Consider the following 21,142-nt stretch of genomic DNA (forward strand, 5'->3'; position numbering starts at 1 on the left):
CTTATAATGGGAAAGACAGAACAATCCTCCGGAAAGGATCACAACCAGAATCCAGAGGTTCTTCCTAATTAATGTTCGCCCAAACAAACTAATTGACTTTATGATTTTTACTTTCTCGGTCCCAATGTACTACCCATGTTATATTTTTGCACATTTCCCATGTCGTACTTACCAACACCAGTGTCGATCAAACTTTTTAGTTCGCCCAAATAGTATTCGTAAACACCGCGCGGGTTGGTATTGTGTTCCGCGGCAATTGAAGCAGCCATACCAACCACTTCCCCCATCATTCCGGTTGTGCGCATCACGCGAACTGTTCCCAGCGCCACGTGCGTTACACTAATATTTCGCCCTGCCATAAACAGGTTATCCACATTTCGCGAGTAAAAGCAGCGGTAAGGAATTGGATACAAATGAACTTTCTTGTGCACGGCTATCGATTTAAACTCGCTTCCCGGAAAATATTTTGTGTTTTCAGGATCGGGATAATGCAGGTCTATCGTCCACGAAGTTGGTGCTGAACCATCAGGATAAACTACATAGTCAGTAAGATCCTGCTCCCTTAATATCAGGTCTCCCATTAGTCTTCTCGACTCACGTTTTCCAGCGACATAAGCTACCCAGTCTAATTTTCGGTTTTGGTATTTCGCTTTCTCCGAACTATGATTTTTCAGAAACGACCAATTGGAATATACCACCAATAATCCATAATCGCGGATTCGTTCGAATTCAGAAATCTGGTCGTAATTCATTCCGGTTTCCCAGGTCCATTCGCCCATGGTCACCTGCTGTGAATTCTCTTCATTAAAATCCACACCATATTCAAATTCGGGAAATACACTGGCATTTTCACCTTCAACCGAATACCATTGAACCGAAGCTCCCATGGTCAAATCATCAGCAACTTCAGGTGCACTTGGCTCGCCATATTCATTTCTGCCTTCGCGGCCCATTGCAAAGTCGGCTCCGGCCAAATAACCAATAGTACCATCGCCGGTACAATCAGCAAACAAGGGAGCGGAAAAAGCCAACTCCTCTGAAGTCTCAATATTTTTAGCAATTACCTGCGTAATTCGCGAACCTTCCATTTTTACAGCAAAAGCCCGGCAACTGGCAAATAAGGTAATATTTTCTTCAGCCAACACCATACTCATTTTTTTATCATCTTCGTAATAGGCAGCAGGCTGTGCATTTCCGCCTTTGGTTGGCCCAATTTCATTTACAATTTTTCCCAGTGCCGGATTTGGTTCTACCATTGCTCTTCCGCCCAAATGTACCCGAACCTCAGAACTGTTATTACCCCCCAAAACAGGACGATCCTGAATAAGTGCCACTTTAATTCCCAATCGGGCACCGGATATTGCAGCGCCTATACCGGCCATTCCTCCACCAATTACCACCAGGTCAAATTCGCCGGCATCTTTTGGTTTTTCAGGCATATCAAGCAGTTTCTTTCTGAAACTGGTGAGTTCCGCCAGGTCTGAAGGAGGTATTTCCTCACCTTTTGTAAGATATATTGCATCTACACGCCCGTTAAAACCGGTGAGGTCGTGCAAGCTTAGCGTTACTTTATTATTGGGAATATTTACTTTACCTGCACTTTGCCAGATCCACACTGAACCGGAATTTCCCAAAACATCACCAACGGGATTACCATTGATAATGATCCTGAATTGTCCGGGACCTTCGCCTTTATACCACGGCGATGTCCAGTTGAAGGTGCGCACAAAAACCTTGTATTCACCAACAGAAGGAACGCTGACCGTTGCCTTTGCATCGGCTACAGGAACGCCCATTCCATGCGCCATCAGATAAGATGATCCCATCAAATCCATAAACTGCTGATCGACTACCCAGCCACCTTTTTCGCTAAAGCTTTCGGCTTCAACTAACACTGAGTTTTTCTGCGCTGAAAGCAAAAATGTACAAAACACAAACGCTAATAAAAATGTGTATTTCATGGTATTATTGAGTTTAATAATTATCTAATAACTTAATTATTTTTCTATCTCCTTTTTATGATTCTGTACTCCAGGCCGAAGTATGCTTCAGGTTATTTATATTCCAGCCAGGTTGTTGCCTCACAATCTTCGTCAGTTGAAAAGCGAATCCAGCGTGCCTGAAAACTTTCAGGGAACTCGTATTTATATGTTTTACCCGATTCAACAGTCACTTTTTTGTACAGCATCCACGGGCCATGGCCAATGGGTTCCACTTCGATATTAAAATCCACTGAATAATCTTTGTCGTGCGAAATCTCCAGAGTACGCTTATCATAGAATCCAATCAAATACGGATCCGAAGGAGTATTGGCTTTAACAACCGTATTTTTCCATGGGCCGCCGTGTCCGGTTGGTTTTCCCATTTTCCACAAATCATCAATGGCGCCAACCCATACGGCAGCATTTCCATCTTGCGAAACTACAACATGCTCACCTTCCTTCACATTAGCATCAAGGCCAGTCATTACCAATAAGCCCCGATAAGATGCATAATCATGAATTCTGAAATTATGAGATGCCACAGGTCTGATTTTAGCAAAACCATCTGCGTTTTCGGCAGGCAATTCATAGAATGTTCCGGCACAATTCAACAGGTCGCGTTCGGTTGCAACTTCCCGGCAAATGCGTAATTGAGCGGCATTCGTAAGTTTCTGATATACATCATTTCCCAGAGGCAATCTCCACCGCCGACCGGAATCATCAATTACCAATACTGATGAATTCTCAAACTCAACCACATTCTCGGGAATTGCAAATTTCTCTTTTATAAAACTATTGGTTTTTGCATCCTCTTTATGAAGCAGCTTCAAATTCTTATCCAGTTCATAGTATCCCTTTTCAGAAACGATACCGTTTTTTATATCAACAGCAGAAATTCCTAAGGCTCTTCTGTTATCACCCAAACCATATAGTAATCCGCCGGTACTTTCATTTTTATTGATCGTTGAGAGCCCTGCAAAAATGCCGGCCGGTGCCGATTTCCTTTCATCAACAGACGTATAATTAAAATTAACCGTAGCAATGGTTTTGATATTTGATGAAACACGGATCCATTCTCCTGTTTCATCATCAGCAAATTCAACAAATTCAGAAGTTCCGGGTGCCACTTCAATGGTTTTAAAATTGCTAAAATTCCCTGTTCCGTTGTTATCCACTTCAAAGCTGAATTCTGCAATATTTTTTCCGCTGTTCTTAATCCAGGCACAACGCTTACCCCATCCCGAGAACAAGAATGGTTCTGAATATTCTCCGGCATTTACCTCATCGTTAAGCCACACTGCTCCGGATACTGTTGCCGGCCCCAGGAGGTCGGGTTTGTCAGGAGAGGTAAACCACAGATTTGAATTCGATTGCCCCGGGCCCTCAATATTGCCCTTTTGTTTTCGTTTGTTAAGGAATTCCTTTTGTGCCGAGTCATCGCAGCCAAAAACCAGCTGATCATTCCAACGGGTAAAGTCGCCAATTACTTTTAGATAGGCGCTTCGCGGACGAATGCCGGCAGAATTTTTTGCAGTAAAATCGCCCGGAAAATGCCAGAACATTCCGTGCATTGTCATCAGGTAATCGGGATTGCCTTCAGTTCCAACATCTCTGATTCTGGGCCATTCGGTATTCCAGCCATGAGCACCATCGTAACTATGACTTGCTTTAGGCAGGCGGTAAAAATCCCAACCGGTTTGTGCATCACGAACTCCCAGCAAAATAGATTTATGGTCCCATCCGGTTGCCCAAACCGGATCGGTTGCCGGATTTGGATTTCCGAAAGTTCCTCCGGGACCGGTAAGTTCTACAAACTGGTTACGGCGCACCACTTTCCAGTCTTTTCCGTCCCATTCTGCCAGAATTCCTGATTCTACATCAAAGCGGCGGTTAGCTTCCTGTGTTGCCTCCCCGTTATTGGAATACACCAAAACGCCTTGTCCTGAATACAAACCTTTACCGTGCGCACCAGGCAACAATTCAGCCTCTTGTGCCATTTCTCCGGGTTTCCGGTTCACATTTCCGTCTTCATATAAAGTTTTTACGTTCAATGTATTTACATCCACCTCATAAAAACCTTCCTCCATGGTGCCGTAGTAAATTTTATTGGCCGGATCAGTCAGGTGGCGGGCATTTCCGGTATGTCGACCGGGCATCTCTTTGTATGGAATAACCCGGACATTCCGCTCGGCATCAATGGCGTAAGGGCCAATAAACAGCTGGTTACTTTCGTGATGTATCATGCGGTTGGCGGGAGTTCCGCCAATACTTTCCTCTCTAACTACCTGTTCGAACCCGGGTGTAATCTCATACAGTTTATCTGAGGAACCAAACGGAAGATGGGGGCCATAAGTCATCACCCACAAGCGACCGGCCCATGGGACTACAGCTCCTGTTCCACATTCTCCTTCGTTATTATAATAAGCCAGTTCGGGGTAAATACCACTTACCTGAACAGGTTTTTGGACTGTTTCTTTTTTGGTCTGACAGGAAACTATCAAAGCCAAAACGGCAATGAATGAAATTAATTTTAGCATGTTTTAATTCGTATTATTGGTTTTACACGTATAATACCAAATCAATAAGTTTGTACCATTCCAAAATGCGGAAAGCAACAAGTGAACTCCCACAAGTCAGAGCTGCAGTATCTCAAAGGTCTGATGTTTCCCAAATCGCCAATCCCCATTAAATCCCTGTACCTGCGCATCGAGATCAGTTCTTTTGCATAATTTCAATCTCTTGTTCTCCTATTAGATTCTTACTGATAAAAAAGCATAAACCATGTAATGCCAGTTTTTTCTGTATACAAACAAACAGAAGTATTCTTTTCTAATCTTCAACTTTATATTCATACAAACCGTACGAAAACTCATCTGGCAACTCAAACTCAATTTCATGTTTCGAACTCGAGATGGTTGCTATTTGTTTTCCCTTACCCAAAACCGGCGTTAAAACAATATTTTTCTTCGCCGGCAACAGTGTTTTCATCAACCGGGAAGTTTCCTCGTTTTTTTCACGAAACACAAGTATATAACCACTTTTTTCATCTTTAACTGACTGAAAACCTGACCAGCTATAACCACTGGGTTCGTCTCCAATGGGATAAATATCGCCCGAATGAATATCGGCCTGAATGCTTCGGTATTTTTTTATCACATCTCCAATTTTCATCGCTTCTTCCGGCAAACCGGTCCCTTCAAACCAGGCCAGGGGCTGCGCCATCATGGTAATTGCAAACTGGTACTCGAAAGGGATGAAATACGGAGCCAATGGATCATCTCTGCCATAAACAGCTTTGTTGCGCCATTTATTCAAAAACTCAATCTGAAAGTTTTTGGTGGGTACATAAGCTGATAATTGCCAGAGATTGCGCAAGGTCCAGTGCGGGTAATAATTTCCCCAATCGGTATAGCGGTTTTCGAGGAAAATATTGCCATACGAATTCATATAGTAATACCCTGTTCGGTTACCGGCAGTGGCATCGAGGTTAATAACAATATTCCCGTCAGATTCGACAGATACCTTATCAAAAAGCATTTGCAAGCGATGATCTGCCAGCTTGTCGGGCAGCATAATACCATCGATTTTAAAGTATCTGATGTTATTTGTTCTATACAGATTGAGTATGATCTCGGCATCTGCTTCCCAGTTTTCGTAACTGTTGTGATCACTTGGGTGGAACCAAAGCCCCAGCTGAATGTCTTTTTTGCGGGCATATTCCACAAAGGGTTTAAACCCGTTTGGCAATCGTTCGGCATGTGGTTTCCAATCGTCTTCCGACCACAAATCCCATTTGTTTCCTGCAGACTGGGCAGAGTTTTGTGAGAGTCCCTGCTGCCATCCATCGTCGATCTGAAAATGTGAAATGCCCAGTTTTTCACAGGCATCCAGCTCGGCTTTTAAAAACGCTTCGCTAATGCTTGCATCCTTGTTTCGGTCGCCCCAGGTATTCATCATGATCATCTCATCGCGAACGGCAAATGTTCGGCGAATTGATTTTAGATACAAATGCAACGCATGCGTAAAACCATGTTCCGAACCATTATAAACGCCAATCACTGTTCCGTAAAGTTTTACCCATTCGCCTTTTATCAACTCTTGGGTTGAAATACCGGCGCCGGCAACATTTATTGAATTTCGTACCGACTTAAAATCATAACCGGGATAACTCAACTGAACAAACGAACATGGGGCTTCCTTCAGAATAAAAATTCCGGGCGCACCGGATTCTGCAGAAGATACCTGTAACAAATTCCCTTTAAGTTCCAGGTCATTTCTGAAAGCCACAAATTGCTGCTCTTTCACCAAATTATTGTTATGGTCGGTTCTGTCGAAAAACTCCACTGCTTTTAAATGTGGATACTTATATTTTGAATTAATATTCTCCAGACTAACTGGTACTTGCAAAAAGTCCTGCGTTTTTTCAAGAGTTGAATTTTCAGCAATAAAAAGGTAGTTTTCGCACGAAATGGCCGGCACATTGTCGTAAATGCGGAATATCCGTTTCAACTTAAAAGTTCCATAGTCGAGTAAAACCTCCACCTCTGAATGGGCGTAATTCAAATTGCTGGCTGAAACCTGTTCTGTTTTAAATGATGATTCCTTTAGCGAAAACATTTCATTAACCTGAAAAGCCGGCAGAGTTGAAGAAACAAGAAGACTTTTGCCACTTTGGTTATCGATTAAATCAGTTGCTAACAACTCGCCGTTATTCCAAAGAAACTGTCGTTTAATCAGCGAATTTGATAGTGTTAAAGTGTCGTTTTTCAGGTATGCCCGGGTTTGTGCGTTTCCGTTACAAATACAAATAATAGAAAACATACAACCTAGCACTATACAAAAAATTGTTTTACGGTTTACATCTGAAATTTTCATTGTAAATGGTTAAAGTTGGTTCTAATTTCTCCTTTGATCAAGAGAAATCGCATACCTGTAATAGTTGCAAAATCCCTTTTAGGAATGACACTAAGTTAATTAAAACAAGGTCACAGCAAAAACTAAACGATTATTACGAAAAAAAGCCTGCCCAAAAAGGCAGACTTATAAAATTAACTAAACTAAACTATTCTTAATAGCCTTCATTTTGTACAAGATTTTCGTTAATTAAAATCTCTTTCGAAGGTATTGGCCATAAATATTGTTTACTGGCATCAAATGTTCTTAATCCCAAAAGCTTAATTAATCCGGCATTATACATCGAAGCAAAATCAGCAATTCCATCTTCATCGATTTCCGGAGTTTCCGGGAAAAACCACAAGCCCTGATTTACAACTTTTTCTCTTAACTCATCTACATCAAGCATACCGTAATTAGGAATATTCAATACCTTTTCGGCTAACCCCCAGCGTATGATATCCATATAACGGCGTCCTTCGAATGCAAACTCCATGCGACGTTCGATACGAAGTGTTTTGCGTAGTTCGGCCTGACCAGTTGTTGTTACTGCCGGGTAGGATACAACATCTTCGACATTTACTCCGTAGGCACGTGCGCGCACCTGGTTAATGGCATCCAGAACCGACTCGTCGATGTCATTCAATTCAATTTTTGCTTCGGCATACATCAACAATACATCGGCGTAGCGCATGATAATGATATCGCCATCGGTTTTATAATCGTCCGACCAGTCTTCATCAACACGTTTTTTCCAAATCAAACCGTTATATGATGCATATTGGGCATTCGCTCTGGTATCGTTATTTTTAACATATGTACCTGAATTGAAACTATAAACCGTTAGCGAATCAGGATGTGGCTGATACATAAATCCCAGGTGATTGGTTTGAAACTCAACAATGGTTTCAGCACATCGCGGATCACGATTCTCAAATGGATTTTGTGGATTAAAAAGTGGCGATTCATCGATTGGCAAACCATCGGTACACAGAAACGAACAGAACAATTCCCACGACGGATCTTTTGCTGCCCATCCTCCTGAGTTCCTTGAAATGTAATTCTTACAATCGGTAAAAGCTTCGTCTAATTCTACCGAACGTGGAACAACAAAGATGGTTTCTACCGAGTTTTTGGTTGTTGATGCAAACAATTTTCCAAAATCTGAATACAATTCATAGATATCCAGATCCATACATGCTTTGGCGGCGTCGCGAGCAACTTCGTAGTCTCCCATGTAAAGCGCAATCCGGGCTTTCAAAGCCAATGCAGCACCTTTAGTAGCTCTTTGGTTCTCCGAACTTCCATAACTTTCAGGTAAATATGTGGCTGCAAAATCATAGTCCTCGTAAATACCTTCAAGAATGATCTCTTTATCTGTTCTTGACATGGTAAATGACTCATCCAAACCGATAATAGATGTTGAATATATAACATCGCCCCAGTGAGAGATTAGACGGGCATATTGAGCTGCCCTGTTAAAGCGGGCGTCAGCTTTATACCTATTCAATTTATCTTCGGAGATCTCGTCTGTAATTTCATCCAGATTTTTAATAAGCGTATTGGCACGTGTTATTACTTTATAGGTACGCGACCACCAATCGGAAACGGTACCGTCTTCGCCCGACATTGTTCCGCCGGTTATTGAATTGGTTGTTCCACGGTAGGTCCAATCGTCTGTCCACTGATCATCGTCCCTCGGCCAAAATACGCCTCTGTAAAGATCGTTAATAGACATCTCAATTTCAGTTTCATCAGAATACCAGTTCTCGCTTGAACCTTCAGACAACGGACTTAAATCCAGGTCTGCACAAGCTGTAAATACCAGAAGTATTAATAGTGTATATAATATTTTAATTTTCATAATTGCTTGCGTTTAAAATTTAACAGAAACACCAAAAATAAAAGAGGCAGTAATTGGATAACCGTAAGCAGAAACCTCAGGGTCCCATCCTTTTGGATACTTATTGAACGACAAAATATCGGAAACACTTCCGTAAACACGGATGTTGTTGATATTTATTTTCTGGCTAACAGCACTCGGAATATTGTACCCCAGGGTCATATTTTTCAAACGTAAATACCGTCCGTTAAACAACCAGTAATCCGACATAGCGTAGTTATTACTTGTGTTATTGTAGGTTAAACGCGGATACTTTACGCTTAAATTTTGTTGTTCCGTATTATAAACGCTCCAGTAATTTCCATCCAGAACTTCCTGTATATTCCCCCAGTTGTCGCGCAACGGTTGAACCATTGCTGTACTCATGCGTACGTTCTGTTTACCTACGCCCTGAAGGACCATCGAGAAATCGAAGTTTTTATACCCAAGTCGGATATTAGCTCCATACATATAACGCGGTAGTGATCCTCCCAGTAACTGACGGTCGTAATCAGAAGAGATAATACCATCGGGCACTCCATCCGGACCACTGATATCTTTATATTTTATATCTCCGGGAGAAACATTTGAATTTAACACAGCCGAATTGTCCACCTCTTCCTGCGTTTGAAACAAACCTTCGGATACATAACCATACCATTCGTTAAACTCACTACCTTTAAATTTCACCTGATCGCCCAGGAATTGAATACCCCCAAGGTCGCCCATTTCAGATGTAAAATCAGACAAGTTAGCCGATACCGAGTAGCTAAAATCACCAATTCTGTCGTTCCAGCTCAGTTCCAACTCCCAGCCTTTTGTATTCATTTTACCAGTGTTCTGCTGTGGATTATCAAAGCCGATGTAGTCCGGAATCTCCAGATCGAGCAACATATCTTTTGTTTTCTTCTGATAATAATCAGCTGTAACATGGAATCGGTTATCGAAGAAAACAGCATCGAAACCAAAGTCGAGCGACTCAGTTGTTTCCCAGGAAATATCCTCAATTGCATAGGCCCATTGTGCGGCTGTTTGCGAAGACACGACATTGTTTCCCTGGTAAAAAAGTGCACTTGAAAAACCAATAGTCGATTGATATGGGTAATTACCAATACGTTCGTTACCCAATGTACCCCATGATGCACGAAGTTTTAAGAACGACAGTGCCGAAATATTTTGCATGAACGACTCTTCAGAAATTACCCACCCGGCAGAGAATGAAGGGAATGATCCCCAACGGTAATCTTTTGCAAAACGCGAAGATCCATCGTAACGTATATTTCCCTGCAAGAAATATCGGTTGTTATAGTTGTACATTACACGGCCAAAATAAGAACGGTAAGCATTCTCATATGCATTTCCTCCGTTACTCAGGTAATTCTCGTTGCCCAAATCAAGGTATGGGTATGACATCAGTTCCAACTGATCGCTTGATGCCCCAAGTTCCTCGTAGAATGCAGAATAATCCTCGTAACCTGCCATTAAATTAAAATTATGAGCATTGATCGACTTCACATAATTTGCAAGAAATTGCTTCGTTACCTGGTAATTATCGTTACGTGTTTCACTTAGGCTTGTTGATGATGCCCATTGCAAAGTTCCAACGTAAGTATTCGGATCTTCATAATCAGTATACTGTACTTTTTTCAGAAACTGCTTTCCTTTATCGTAGTTGAAACGAGGTGAAATAACAGCTGATAGTTTTAATCCTTCAAGCGGTGTAAAATCCAAAGCAACTTTACCTCCAACCTGATTATACCAGTATTGTCTACTTCCGCCCTCTTTTACCTGCCCATAAATATTGGCTCCCGATTTTCCTTCGGCAATCAAACCATTCGACCAAACTGCGGCATAAACAGGTGCAGAAACTCTCATATCATACATCGGGTCTCTGCTTGGATTGTTCGAGATAGACCGTTTTGCATAGAAATCGATAGAGGCCGACAAAAACTCATTTATTTTAACATCGTTATTAAAACGTGCGGTAAGTCTTTCGTAGCTACGTCCCTCGTACAATCCATCGGTTTTATCATACGACAGGATGGCTTTGGTTCGAACAACCTTTGATCCGGCAGTAATACCTATCGAATGGCTTTGGCGAGGAGCGTTGTCTTTTAGAATCATGCCGGTCCAATCGGTATCGGGATACATATCCGGATTTTCCGCATTTAAAGCAGCATAATTTTCTACAACATCCTGCGTGTAGGTAGGATATTCTCCTCCTTCAATATTTCCATTATCATTCCAACGTAATTCGTTTACCAATTGCATGTAGCGAACTGCATCGGCGTATTCTGTCAGCTCTGTTGGTTTTTCAATTCCGTATTCAAAATTGTAATCCAACCACAGTTCGCCTGATTTGGCACGTTTTGTTGTCACCAAAATAACACCTGCTGCAGCTCTCGATCCATAGATAGAAGCCGAGGCAGCATCTTTCAGTACAGAAATATTTTCGATGTCATTTGGATTAATATCGTTAATGCTTCCAACCGGCACACCATCAACAATAACCAGCGGGCTGCTTTCGCCAATTGTAGTAATACCCCTGATTCGAATTGTTGAACCGGAACCCGGTGCACTGTTATCACGGGTTACCATAACGCCGGCCATGGCTCCCTGTAAAGCTTGCGAAACCTGAGTTGACTGACGCTCGGAAACTACCGAACCTTTAACTGACCCAACAGCACCGGTTAAGTCACTCTTTTTTACGGTACCATAACCAATGGCTACAACCTCTTCAATTCCGATTGCCTCCGATTGCATAACAACAGAAAATTCAGTTTGGTCTCCAACTTCAACTTCCTGGGTTGCCATTCCCACAAAGCTGAATACAAGAACCTGGGAACTGTTTTCAACATTTAGAGAGAAATGACCATCCATATCGGTAACGGTACCAATTGTTGTACCTTGAACAACCACTGTTACTCCTGGAAGCGTTTCTCCTGTTTCAGATATTACGGTACCTGTTACTTTTCGGGATTGCTGAAAGAAATCGTCATTCTCTCTCAATTGCAAATCTTCAGGACTCAATACAATCTGACGATTATTGATAAAGTATTTTACTCCTTCTCCCTGAAATAATTCATCTAGTACCTCTTCAATTTTTTTATTATTGATGTTCACATCAATTTTTCGTTCTACGTCTATAAGTTTGTTAGAATAGAGAAAGTAGAATTCGCTACTTTCTTCAATTTCGAAAAGAACATCTTTCACTGTAGCGTCTTTCATCTCGAGCGACAAACGGGTTACCTGCGAATAGGAATCAATCGCAAAAACCTGGGCTATAGCGAAAAATATCAAAAAGCTAGTTAGTTTCATAATTCTAATCAATTTTGTCAGACCGGGACACAAGAAGTCCGATCCAACCATTTCTCGATTTTTTTCCATAATTTTGTGATGGTTTGAATTTGACAAGTTTAATCTTATTGTTATCGTAAAAATTCAGATCTGAGATGGAAAATGTTGGAGCATTTTCCATTTCGTTTTTTAGGTATCATTTCATTGGCAAGTCTTTTTAGTTCATAAATTGGTTTGTTAGTTGTTTATTCCAAAACAAGCGATATTAGTTTTATTGTTTGTGTCAAAATGACTGATAATCTGGTTTGATAAGCTACCTGGCACTTACAATGTATTCTATTTTCTCAATGCCATTTTCGCCGTCATCATCAATATACTTTGTGCTGTACATCAGTGGCGCGGCTTTACACAAGTATTCTAAAACCATAGGTAGCGTTTCGTTCACAACCGTAAATGTAAACGGATGGCTATACAAGTTCTCGGTATCTCCGGCTAAAAGAATATCTGCATCAAAATGTCTTTCAAGCGTTTTACAAACCTCCTGTAAAGGGATATTTCTGAATACCAGTTTCCCGTCTTTCCAGGCCACATCATCCATTACATCCTCACGTGAAATCGCTACTTTACTGTCTTCCAAATTTAAAGTGGCTTTGTCGCCCGGAGTCAATTCGATACTACTCCCCGACTTATCTCCTACCCTGCTTAGTTCAACTTTTCCTTCAACCAAAACGGTCTCAACTTTACTGTCATCGGCATATCCTTTTACATTGAACTTGGTTCCGGTAACTTTTATCCGTGCTCCGTTGGCAGTTACAAAAAAGGGCAAATCTTCGTTATGGGCTACTTCAAAATAGGCCTCACCCAAAAGCAGAATATCGCGTTCTTTTGTATTAAACTGGTTCGAGTATTTTATTTCAGTCTCAGAGTTTACCCACACCCGGGTTCCATCCGGAAGCGTTAATCTGCTTTGTTCTGCTGTGGGAACATAAACAGAAAAATATTCAGGATTTGTATTTTTATTGCTGATATAGTTTGTTACTAACGTAAACGAAATCATCAGAAAAATAACTGCAGCGGCAGCTACTCCACCCCGGTAAATAAACTTCGAGGTTTTTAAAATAACGGTCTTGGATTTCTCTTCCCGGTAATTATTCCAGGTTTCTTCAAACTGGTTGTGCAGTTTTACATCCGGAACTTCGTCCAGTGAAGTATGGTCCTCCATCGAACCTAATCCGAGTATAATTTTCTCAGCCTGATCGGCAGCATATTTTGTATCAGGAAATGCTTTAAAATAAGCTTTCCACTTTTTTTGTTGTTTTACCGACTCATTAATGACATACTCGGTGAAGTTTTCACTAAACAAAAAATCATCGATATCTATATATTTCTTATGCATTAAAATCTTTCTTTATCAGAATAATGGAGAATCTCCAAAAATGTACTATTCCATTTTCCGAAATAAATGTAAGAGCACTATCATTTTTCCTTTCGGCTGCTCATCATCAAAATCTTTTCGGATATTTTTTAGCGCATTACACAAGGTGTTTCGTACTGTTTGATACGAAACACCAAGCACTTCTGCAATTTCTTTATTATTTAAGCCTGAAAAATATTTCATGTAAATAATTTCTTTTTGACGTGCTCCAAGTTTATTCACCGATTTGAACAATACTTTAAGCGTTTTATTCTCATCTTCATTTTCGCCAAAAGACGGCTCAACACCTTCGTCAAAACTAAAATCGGGATTTAGCGGATCAAACAGTTCGGTTACCTTATATACTTTTTCATTTAAAGCCTTAAATAGCCTCCTTCGAATAGAACAAAGCAAATACAGACGAATATTATCGGTATCGCTTAACCTGTCTTTTAGCACTAGAATATTTACAAATAAATCTTGTATCAGATCTTCAACAAGAGAAGTATCAGAAGTAAACTTACGACAGTAATTGTATAAAAACCGATAATGATCAAAGTAAATTTTTTGAAAAGCGACCTTGTGTCCCTTCCTAAAATTCTGCCATATCCGGATATCGGTTTCTGTTTTAGCCAAGTTCTATTAATTTAGTTTGACTTATAAATGTAATAGTACTCTAAATGTACCATCCAAAATCAAAAAAAAAGTTCAATTAATTTACATTCGAACTCTAAACAGACAATCAAGATGAAACATCTGCTTAATACTCCAAGCAAAACAAACCTCTCGTATAAGCCTCTCATCCTGACACTTAACACATACACGCATCTACAGCAAGTGATTAAAAATTAGAGAAATAGATTCTTAAGAAATTGTGACTTTTTTACTATTGGACTAGGATTTTCTGAAATGGCTGAACATAATGACCATAAATAAGCCTGCTCTCTAAAGACAGGAGTTTAGTTTCTGTTTCACTGATCCCAATTTAAACTAAATGACAACTGGATTTATGTTGCGTTGAGACTATTCAATAAGATGCAGTTAAAAGAGAATTAAAATATTTGTACTCGAGATGGCTAATTACAAGATCAATTAAGTCAATCAAGCATATTCATCGGAATTAATTAAGTTAGAAAACAGAGTTATATGAATCTACTTTGTATTCGCAATTTCTCAAAAATTGAAAGATTAGGTTAGTAAGCTCTATATAATTTGATATATTCAATTGATATTTGAACTATTAAACAACTAGTAATTATAGAGCTACCTGAAAGCGACCATTAAACAAATAGCAAACATAATAGTTGATAATTAGCGCATTACAAAATAAATTGTGCTCTTTTTCTTTTTTTTATATGACTATAACAAAATAAGCGTTACAGCTTATTGGACTAATTTAATAGACACAGATCGTTTAAAACTAGTTTTTTCTTTTTTCTTTAGAAATTATTGAACATGATCAATACCCTTAACTGTTGGCACCACCGGTTTAATGGTACCATCTTCATTGAATTCCATTTTATCGATACAAACTTCGCGGTGATATCCGGGACCATCTTTTAAATGCTTTGCATTGATTCGATGATACACCATGTACCATTCGTCTTTACCAGGCACCTGAAGTACCGAGTGGTGTCCGGTTCCGTATATACCGTTGTCTGCATCCTGAATGAGCACAATTGGGTTTTCGGCCACTTTAATTGGCCCCATTGGCGATTTGGAAGTTCCGTAAGCAACATGATAATTTGGTGAACCCGTATCATCAACCGACCACATAAAATAATAGGTTCCTTCGCGGTAAATCACATAAATTCCTTCGCGGAAAGCATAATCAGCAAGCGTTCCTCCTTTTGGCGTTAGTACTTTTATTGTCTCCTTTTTTAGGGAAACCATATCGTCATTCAGCTCTGCTGCTGCCAGATAACCATTTCCCCAGTAGATGTATGCTTTACCTGAAACGGGATCGATAAAAGCACAAGGATCGATTTGTTGTCCCCTGCCTGCAGGAGATTCCTTTATCATCGGCTCTTTTCCGGCAACGAACGGACCGGTTGGATCATCCGCTACCGCTACACCAATCTGTTTTCCTCCTCCGGCCACATAGTTTCCGCTGAAATAGTAGTAGTATTTATAATCGTCACCCACTTTTTTTTCCACAATGGTTGGAGCCCACGAACTGCCGTTAGCCCACGGCACATCGCCGGCTTTCATATCCAGAATTTTACCTTCATCTTTCCAGTTCACTAAATCATCAGAAGAAAACACTTTGAAATAGTAGCCCGACCAACCCCGAAATCCGTCAGAAGTTGGATAGATGTAATATTTCCCGGTTTTGTTGGAATACAACACTTGCGGATCGGCGTAAAAGCCAACCAGTGCCGGGTTATGGTCTTCTGACGCAGTAACACTATAAACCACCGGCTCCTGCCCAACAATGGTAAACGTATAGTCAACTGCACCTTTCGAAAAATCCTGCGGGCCCTGAGGTGCAACCGTTATACCTCGCCAGGCGGTAAACTGCGGATCAAATGTGCTTAAATCTGTGCCTACTCTTACAGGAAGATGAATCGTCTTTTCCTCCCCGTTAATAAGCACATTGTTCTTTTTTAACTGATCGGAAGTGGCATCAATAAACAAATCATCAGGCCTTGCATAAGTTGTCAATAAGCGTTTGTACTCCTCCGAAGTTATGGGCATTACCGTACCGTGGCGCGGATGAAAATTCATCGAAATCTCCTCGTCGATCACTTCGAAATGTTGTAAATCAGGGCTTTTTGTAAACTGGTAGCGGCCGTTGGTGTAAACATCGTACATGAGTATCCACTCATCAGAATTATTCAGTTTGAAAACGCCTGAGCCTTCCACCCGTTCCGTTTCTTTATCCACACGATCAAAATTCGGATATGTGTACCCTTCTGTGAGTTTATCAGAAATAGCCAGTTTTATTCCCGGAGCTCCACTCTCCGACTTATGGAACAAATAGAACTTACCGTCTTTTTCAATAATATCCCCGTCGATGCAAGCATTGTTGGTTGGATTGTATAACAACTGTTTTGGTGCTGCCTCGAAACCACTAAAATCCTTATTGGCATAGGCATAATAAATAATATCAGGATGCGCACCTTTGTCTTTCATCGACCAGTAAACCATGTATTTTCCTGCGGCTTTATCGTAAATGGTTTGCGGCGCCCAAACACGGTCTACATCACCAAACTCTTCGGGGTACGTCTCCGGAATATTAATTACTGTTGTTTTCCAGTTAATCAGATCAGTCGATTTCATCAAGATCATCGCGAAATTATTCCAACCCTGTTCGGGCACATACAAATCGGTGGCAACCATGTAAAAGGTTTTACCATCGGCGCCACGTAAAATGTGCGGATCGCGAACGCCACCTGACGTACTGATCTTTTTGGAATCCAAAACCGGCTGGTTGTTGTTTAGTGCACGATAGTTATAACCATCGGTACTTACCGCATAGCGAATGGCCTCACCCCCCGGCCCATTACCCGTAAAATAGGTAAACAGGTAGGCATCAGTTTGTGGTGTTTTGTTTTGACACGAAACGATTGGAAACAGTCCTGCCAAAAACAGGAGACATTTTAGCATTGCCACTATTGACTTAGGTTTTGATTTATTCATATGTATGTAGTTTTATATACGGATTTTATTGCCACAAATTTATTTAACCGATAGCTTTTAAACTGTTACAGAATCGTCAAATTGAAGAAACAAATTCGAAAAACCGCTCAAAAAAAGGATCAATTATAGCGATTGTTTCCTTTTTTCAAAACTTAACCCGAAAGAATATTGTATTCATTCCTCTGTTTAATTATGGTTTGTCGTTGCGCAACGATCCTTAATTTTAGGACTAATTTTCAGGCCTCATTACCTATTGTGATTTAGAATTTTTCAGCAACAACGAGGTTTGGTATCAAAAACTAAAAATCGTTGAATTAAGAACAGCTTTACCAAATAAAAAAGCAACAACCTAAATTAGATTGTTGCTTTTTGTGATGTATCTTTTTTGGAAGACCAATTAAACCTCTAACAGGTTCTCTTTCCCTTCGTTAACCAGCTTTAACACCAGCTCGCCAAACAAGGTATTTGCCCATGCAAACCACGAACGTGTGAAGTTTGCAGGATCGTCTTTGTGGAAAGTTTCGTGCATAAAACCGGTATCGGCGTCGGTATCGCGCAAGGTTTTAATACACCAGCTTATTTCCTTATCATCCGAGCTCGTCATAGCACGCATAATAATACTCATTGGCCAAACCATATCGTATCCAACGTGAGGGCCACCAATTCCTTCGGCTGCTTTTCCTTTAAAGAAATAAGGATTGTCTTGGCTCCAAACCAGCTTGCGGGTATTTTGGTAAATTTTATTGTCTTTATCAACCAGTCCTAGATAAGGCAAAGCCAGCAAACTTGGCACATTTGCATCATCCATAAACGTGTGGTTACCAAAACCATCTACCTCAAAAGCATAAACTTTTCCGTATTTTTTATGGTCTACAATGGCATATTCCTTAATTGCCGCATCCACTTCTTTTGATAAAGCCAAACACTCTTTAGCAAATGCCTTATCGCCTGTAATTTCATTGCTAATTTCTGCCATTTGTTTCAATGATACAACTGCAAAAATGTTTGAAGGAATTAAAAAGCCGTAAGTAGTTGCATCATCCGATGGACGGAAGGTTGAGTTAATTAGCCCAACAGGTTTTAACGGACGTCCATAACCATGATTAGCAACTGTATCTAATTGCTGAGGTGTTTCGCGCTGAAATTTATAAGGTCCCAGGCTATCCTTGCGTTGCTGTTCCTTAAATGTTTTTACAATCAGAGCTGCTGCTTTTTGCCAGTCGGCATCAAAAACACTTTTATCGCCGGTAGTTTTCCAGTAGTTGTAAGCCAAACGAACGGTATAACACAGCGAGTCAATTTCCCATTTGCGTTCGTGTAAACCGGGTTTCATGTCGGTCATATCGCTCATCCAGTGTACTTCTTCTTCCTTTGTTTTGTTGAAAGCGTTGGCATAACTATCGAGCAAAACACATTGGGTTTGACGGTGAACAACTCCGGCCAGCAAAGTTTTCAATTCGTCATCCTGGTTGGCAAGAGGCATATATGGCCAAACCTGGGCTGTTGAATCGCGCAACCACATGGCATGAATATCGCCGGTAATTACAAAAGTATCGGGTTTACCATTTAGCGTTCCGTGCTCAACTGTTGTATCCAGCGTGTTCGGAAAACAGTTTTCGAACATCCAGGCCAGCTTCGGATCTTTAATTTTTGCTTTTGCTGCTGCAATTGTTTCTTCTACAGCCTTCGACACAAAATTACGTTCGCCGGCGGCAGGACGATTGCTTACATAGCTTTTTCTACCAGTCGCGGCCCAAACCGACGAACTTCCGGCAATTCCGATTCCGGCAACTGTTAATGCTCCTGCTTTTATAAAATCTCTTCTTGTATTCATTATTATTGGTTTTATTATTATTTCGATGATTATCTATTCGGCTAAAATAATTAATTCTTTTCCGGTTTTCAGTTGATCGTACGACACAAAATACCCGTCTACTTGGTTTCCGTCGATAGTGATATCATTAATCTTTCTCCCCACATTCCGTTTTGTAATGGTAATTAGTGACTCTTCTCCCAAATCCAGTTTAACAGAATCAAAAATCGGAACCGAAACAATGTATTCTGCATCGGCCGGTGAGTAAGGATAAATTCCCATGGCAGCAAAAACATACCATGCCGACATTTCTCCTGCATCATCCATTCCGCAAAGCGCATTTTCCCACTCGCCCATTCCGTAAAAACGGTTCATGATACTATCGAGGTACATTTGCGATTTTTCCTGCTTTCCGATAAAGGTGTACAAATACGGGAAGCTGTGATCGGGCTGATTCCCATGGCAATACTGCCCGATAAATGAAGAAACGTTTCGCGCAATATAACTGGCATTCCATGGGATTGAAAATAACGAGTCCAGCTTTTGCTCAAATTCTTCTTCACTTTTGTACAAGCCAATCAATCCTTTGGTATCGTGTGGTGCAAAAAACGAGGACTGCCAGGCATTGGCTTCACGGTACATGTATTCGTAATACGGGTATTCTGCATTAAAATCAGGCACCCAATCCCCATTTTCAAGGCGTCCGCGCATTAATCCGGTTGACGGATCAAAGAGGTTTTTATAATTTGAAGTGCGCTTCATCAGCATCTCATAATCATCCTGTTTTCCCAGTTCTTCGGCAAGAAGCGCCACGGCATAATCATCGTAAGCAAATTCGAGTGTTTTGGTAACGCCGGCTTTGGCTTTCGATTCCACATGTGGATTTTGAACTTCAGGAGTCGAAATGTATCCTTTTTCGATATACTCGGCAATGTGCGGACGTGTACCTCCTTCTTTTGTTGCATTGTTCAGCAACAGCTGGTAGGCACTTTCCATATCATAGTCGCGAATGCCGCGCAGGTACGAACCGGAGATAAACGGTGCTGCGTGATCGCCGTGAAAAAAGGTAGGCATAAAACCTGTGTTTTCGCCTTTATCAATCAACGACTGAATAACATCGGCAGTTACATCAGGCGAAAGCATTCCGAGCAAAACCAACTTATTGCGGTACGTATCCCAAAGCGAAGGATTGGTGTAATAACGAAATCCTTTGTTTACAACCTTCCCTGTTGAATCTGTAAAATCGCCATTTACATCGCTGCGTAATGCCGGCCACAAAAACGAACGGTACAACGAGGAATAAAACAACTCTTTTTCTTTTTCGGTACCGCCTTCAACCTTAATTTTTGCAAGCAAATTTTCCCAGGTTTGCGAAGCTTCAGTCTTCACATCTTCAAAACTCTTACCTGTTAACTCGGCTTCCAGATTCTGCTTCGCATTCTCTGTGCTTACAAACGAAAGCGCCAGTTTGAGCTCGAGCGGCTCATCTGATTCATTAAAAGAAACAAGGGCGATCTCACGTCGTGCATCGCCGCTTGTTTTCAGGTTTACTATTGTCCGGTTGGTTTCGGCATAGAAATATATTTTTTCGCCTGTTTGCTGAAATCCTTTAATTACATTGGCGCCTTCCTGTTCAATATGCCAGTCGCGAACCCGCTCGTTTGATTTCGACAGGTTCAGTATCATGTTTTGTGGTTTACCTTTTGGATATTCGTATTTATGGTAACCGCAATGCAAGGTGCTTGTAAGCTCTGCATCAATTGCATAACGATCGAGTTTAACCTGGTAATAACCCGGTTCAGCCGATTCGTTTTCGTGGCTGAATTTTGACCCAAAATCATTTGCGGTAAAATCTTCAGTAACCGGAAGAACCGGTATGTGACACAAATTCCAGTGGCCTTTGTTGGTGTGTGTAAAAGCCAAGATAACATCGTCTTCGTATTCGTAACCAGCACCGCTGTTCCATTCGGTAATTGGGCTAAGCTGCACCATGGCGTTTGGCAATGAAGCCCCGGGATAAGTTAATCCGGCCCACACACGCCAGTCTTTTGGCGGATTGTAACCACAGTCGATGCTGTCTTGCAAAGGGGCAGTACCCAGAAATGTATTCACATATTGGGTAAGCTTTTCAGGGCTATTTGGACTGGAATGGTTACTTGCCGTATGGCAGCCAACCATTGTGAAAATAAATGTATTTAGTAGAATTGTTCGTATCATTT

10 protein-coding genes are annotated in these 21,142 nt (G+C 41.0%); all 10 read right to left on the reverse strand.

The features are described from left to right. Positions 1–107: 107 nt before the first annotated feature. The 10 genes from G4420_RS18510 to G4420_RS18555 all read right to left on the reverse strand — a co-directional run bounded on the left by G4420_RS18510 (position 108) and on the right by G4420_RS18555 (position 21,140). A complete protein-coding gene (locus G4420_RS18510; RefSeq protein ID WP_163325429.1) occupies positions 108–1,961 on the reverse strand; it encodes an FAD-dependent oxidoreductase in 1,854 nt (617 codons plus the stop codon). Positions 1,962–2,053: 92 nt separating this feature from the next. After that, positions 2,054–4,519 carry a hypothetical protein gene (locus G4420_RS18515; protein ID WP_163325430.1) on the reverse strand — a complete coding sequence of 822 codons (2,466 nt, stop codon included), beginning with the start codon at positions 4,517–4,519 and terminating at the stop codon, positions 2,054–2,056. A 292-nt stretch (positions 4,520–4,811) separates the two neighbouring features. Next, on the reverse strand, positions 4,812–6,857 hold the full coding sequence (locus G4420_RS18520; protein ID WP_163325431.1) for an alpha-galactosidase: 2,046 nt from the start codon (positions 6,855–6,857) through the stop codon (positions 4,812–4,814). A gap of 193 nt (positions 6,858–7,050) precedes the next feature. After that, entirely contained in the window at positions 7,051–8,739 is a 1,689-nt protein-coding gene (locus tag G4420_RS18525) for a RagB/SusD family nutrient uptake outer membrane protein (protein ID WP_163325432.1), read from the reverse strand. Positions 8,740–8,751: 12 nt separating this feature from the next. Further along, positions 8,752–12,075: a TonB-dependent receptor gene (locus G4420_RS18530; protein WP_204273742.1), complete on the reverse strand. Its 3,324-nt coding sequence runs from the start codon at positions 12,073–12,075 to the stop codon at positions 8,752–8,754. 292 nt (positions 12,076–12,367) lie between these two features. Next, complete coding sequence (locus tag G4420_RS18535) at positions 12,368–13,450, reverse strand: FecR family protein (RefSeq protein ID WP_163325434.1); 1,083 nt, start codon at positions 13,448–13,450, stop codon at positions 12,368–12,370. A gap of 45 nt (positions 13,451–13,495) precedes the next feature. After that, positions 13,496–14,104, reverse strand: a complete 609-nt coding sequence (locus G4420_RS18540) for an RNA polymerase sigma factor (protein WP_163325435.1) — start codon at positions 14,102–14,104, stop codon at positions 13,496–13,498. Positions 14,105–14,914: 810 nt separating this feature from the next. Then, positions 14,915–17,110, reverse strand: a complete 2,196-nt coding sequence (locus G4420_RS18545; protein WP_204273743.1) for a family 43 glycosylhydrolase — start codon at positions 17,108–17,110, stop codon at positions 14,915–14,917. A gap of 397 nt (positions 17,111–17,507) precedes the next feature. Beyond that, entirely contained in the window at positions 17,508–18,944 is a 1,437-nt protein-coding gene (locus G4420_RS18550) for a glycoside hydrolase family 125 protein (RefSeq protein ID WP_163325436.1), read from the reverse strand. A 33-nt stretch (positions 18,945–18,977) separates the two neighbouring features. Continuing rightward, the gene (locus tag G4420_RS18555; protein ID WP_246241690.1) at positions 18,978–21,140 is read right to left on the reverse strand and encodes a GH92 family glycosyl hydrolase; all 2,163 of its coding nucleotides are present in this window, start codon (positions 21,138–21,140) and stop codon (positions 18,978–18,980) included. Positions 21,141–21,142 lie beyond the last annotated feature (2 nt).

This window comes from Draconibacterium mangrovi (assembly GCF_010586825.1).
GTDB lineage: Bacteria > Bacteroidota > Bacteroidia > Bacteroidales > Prolixibacteraceae > Draconibacterium > Draconibacterium mangrovi.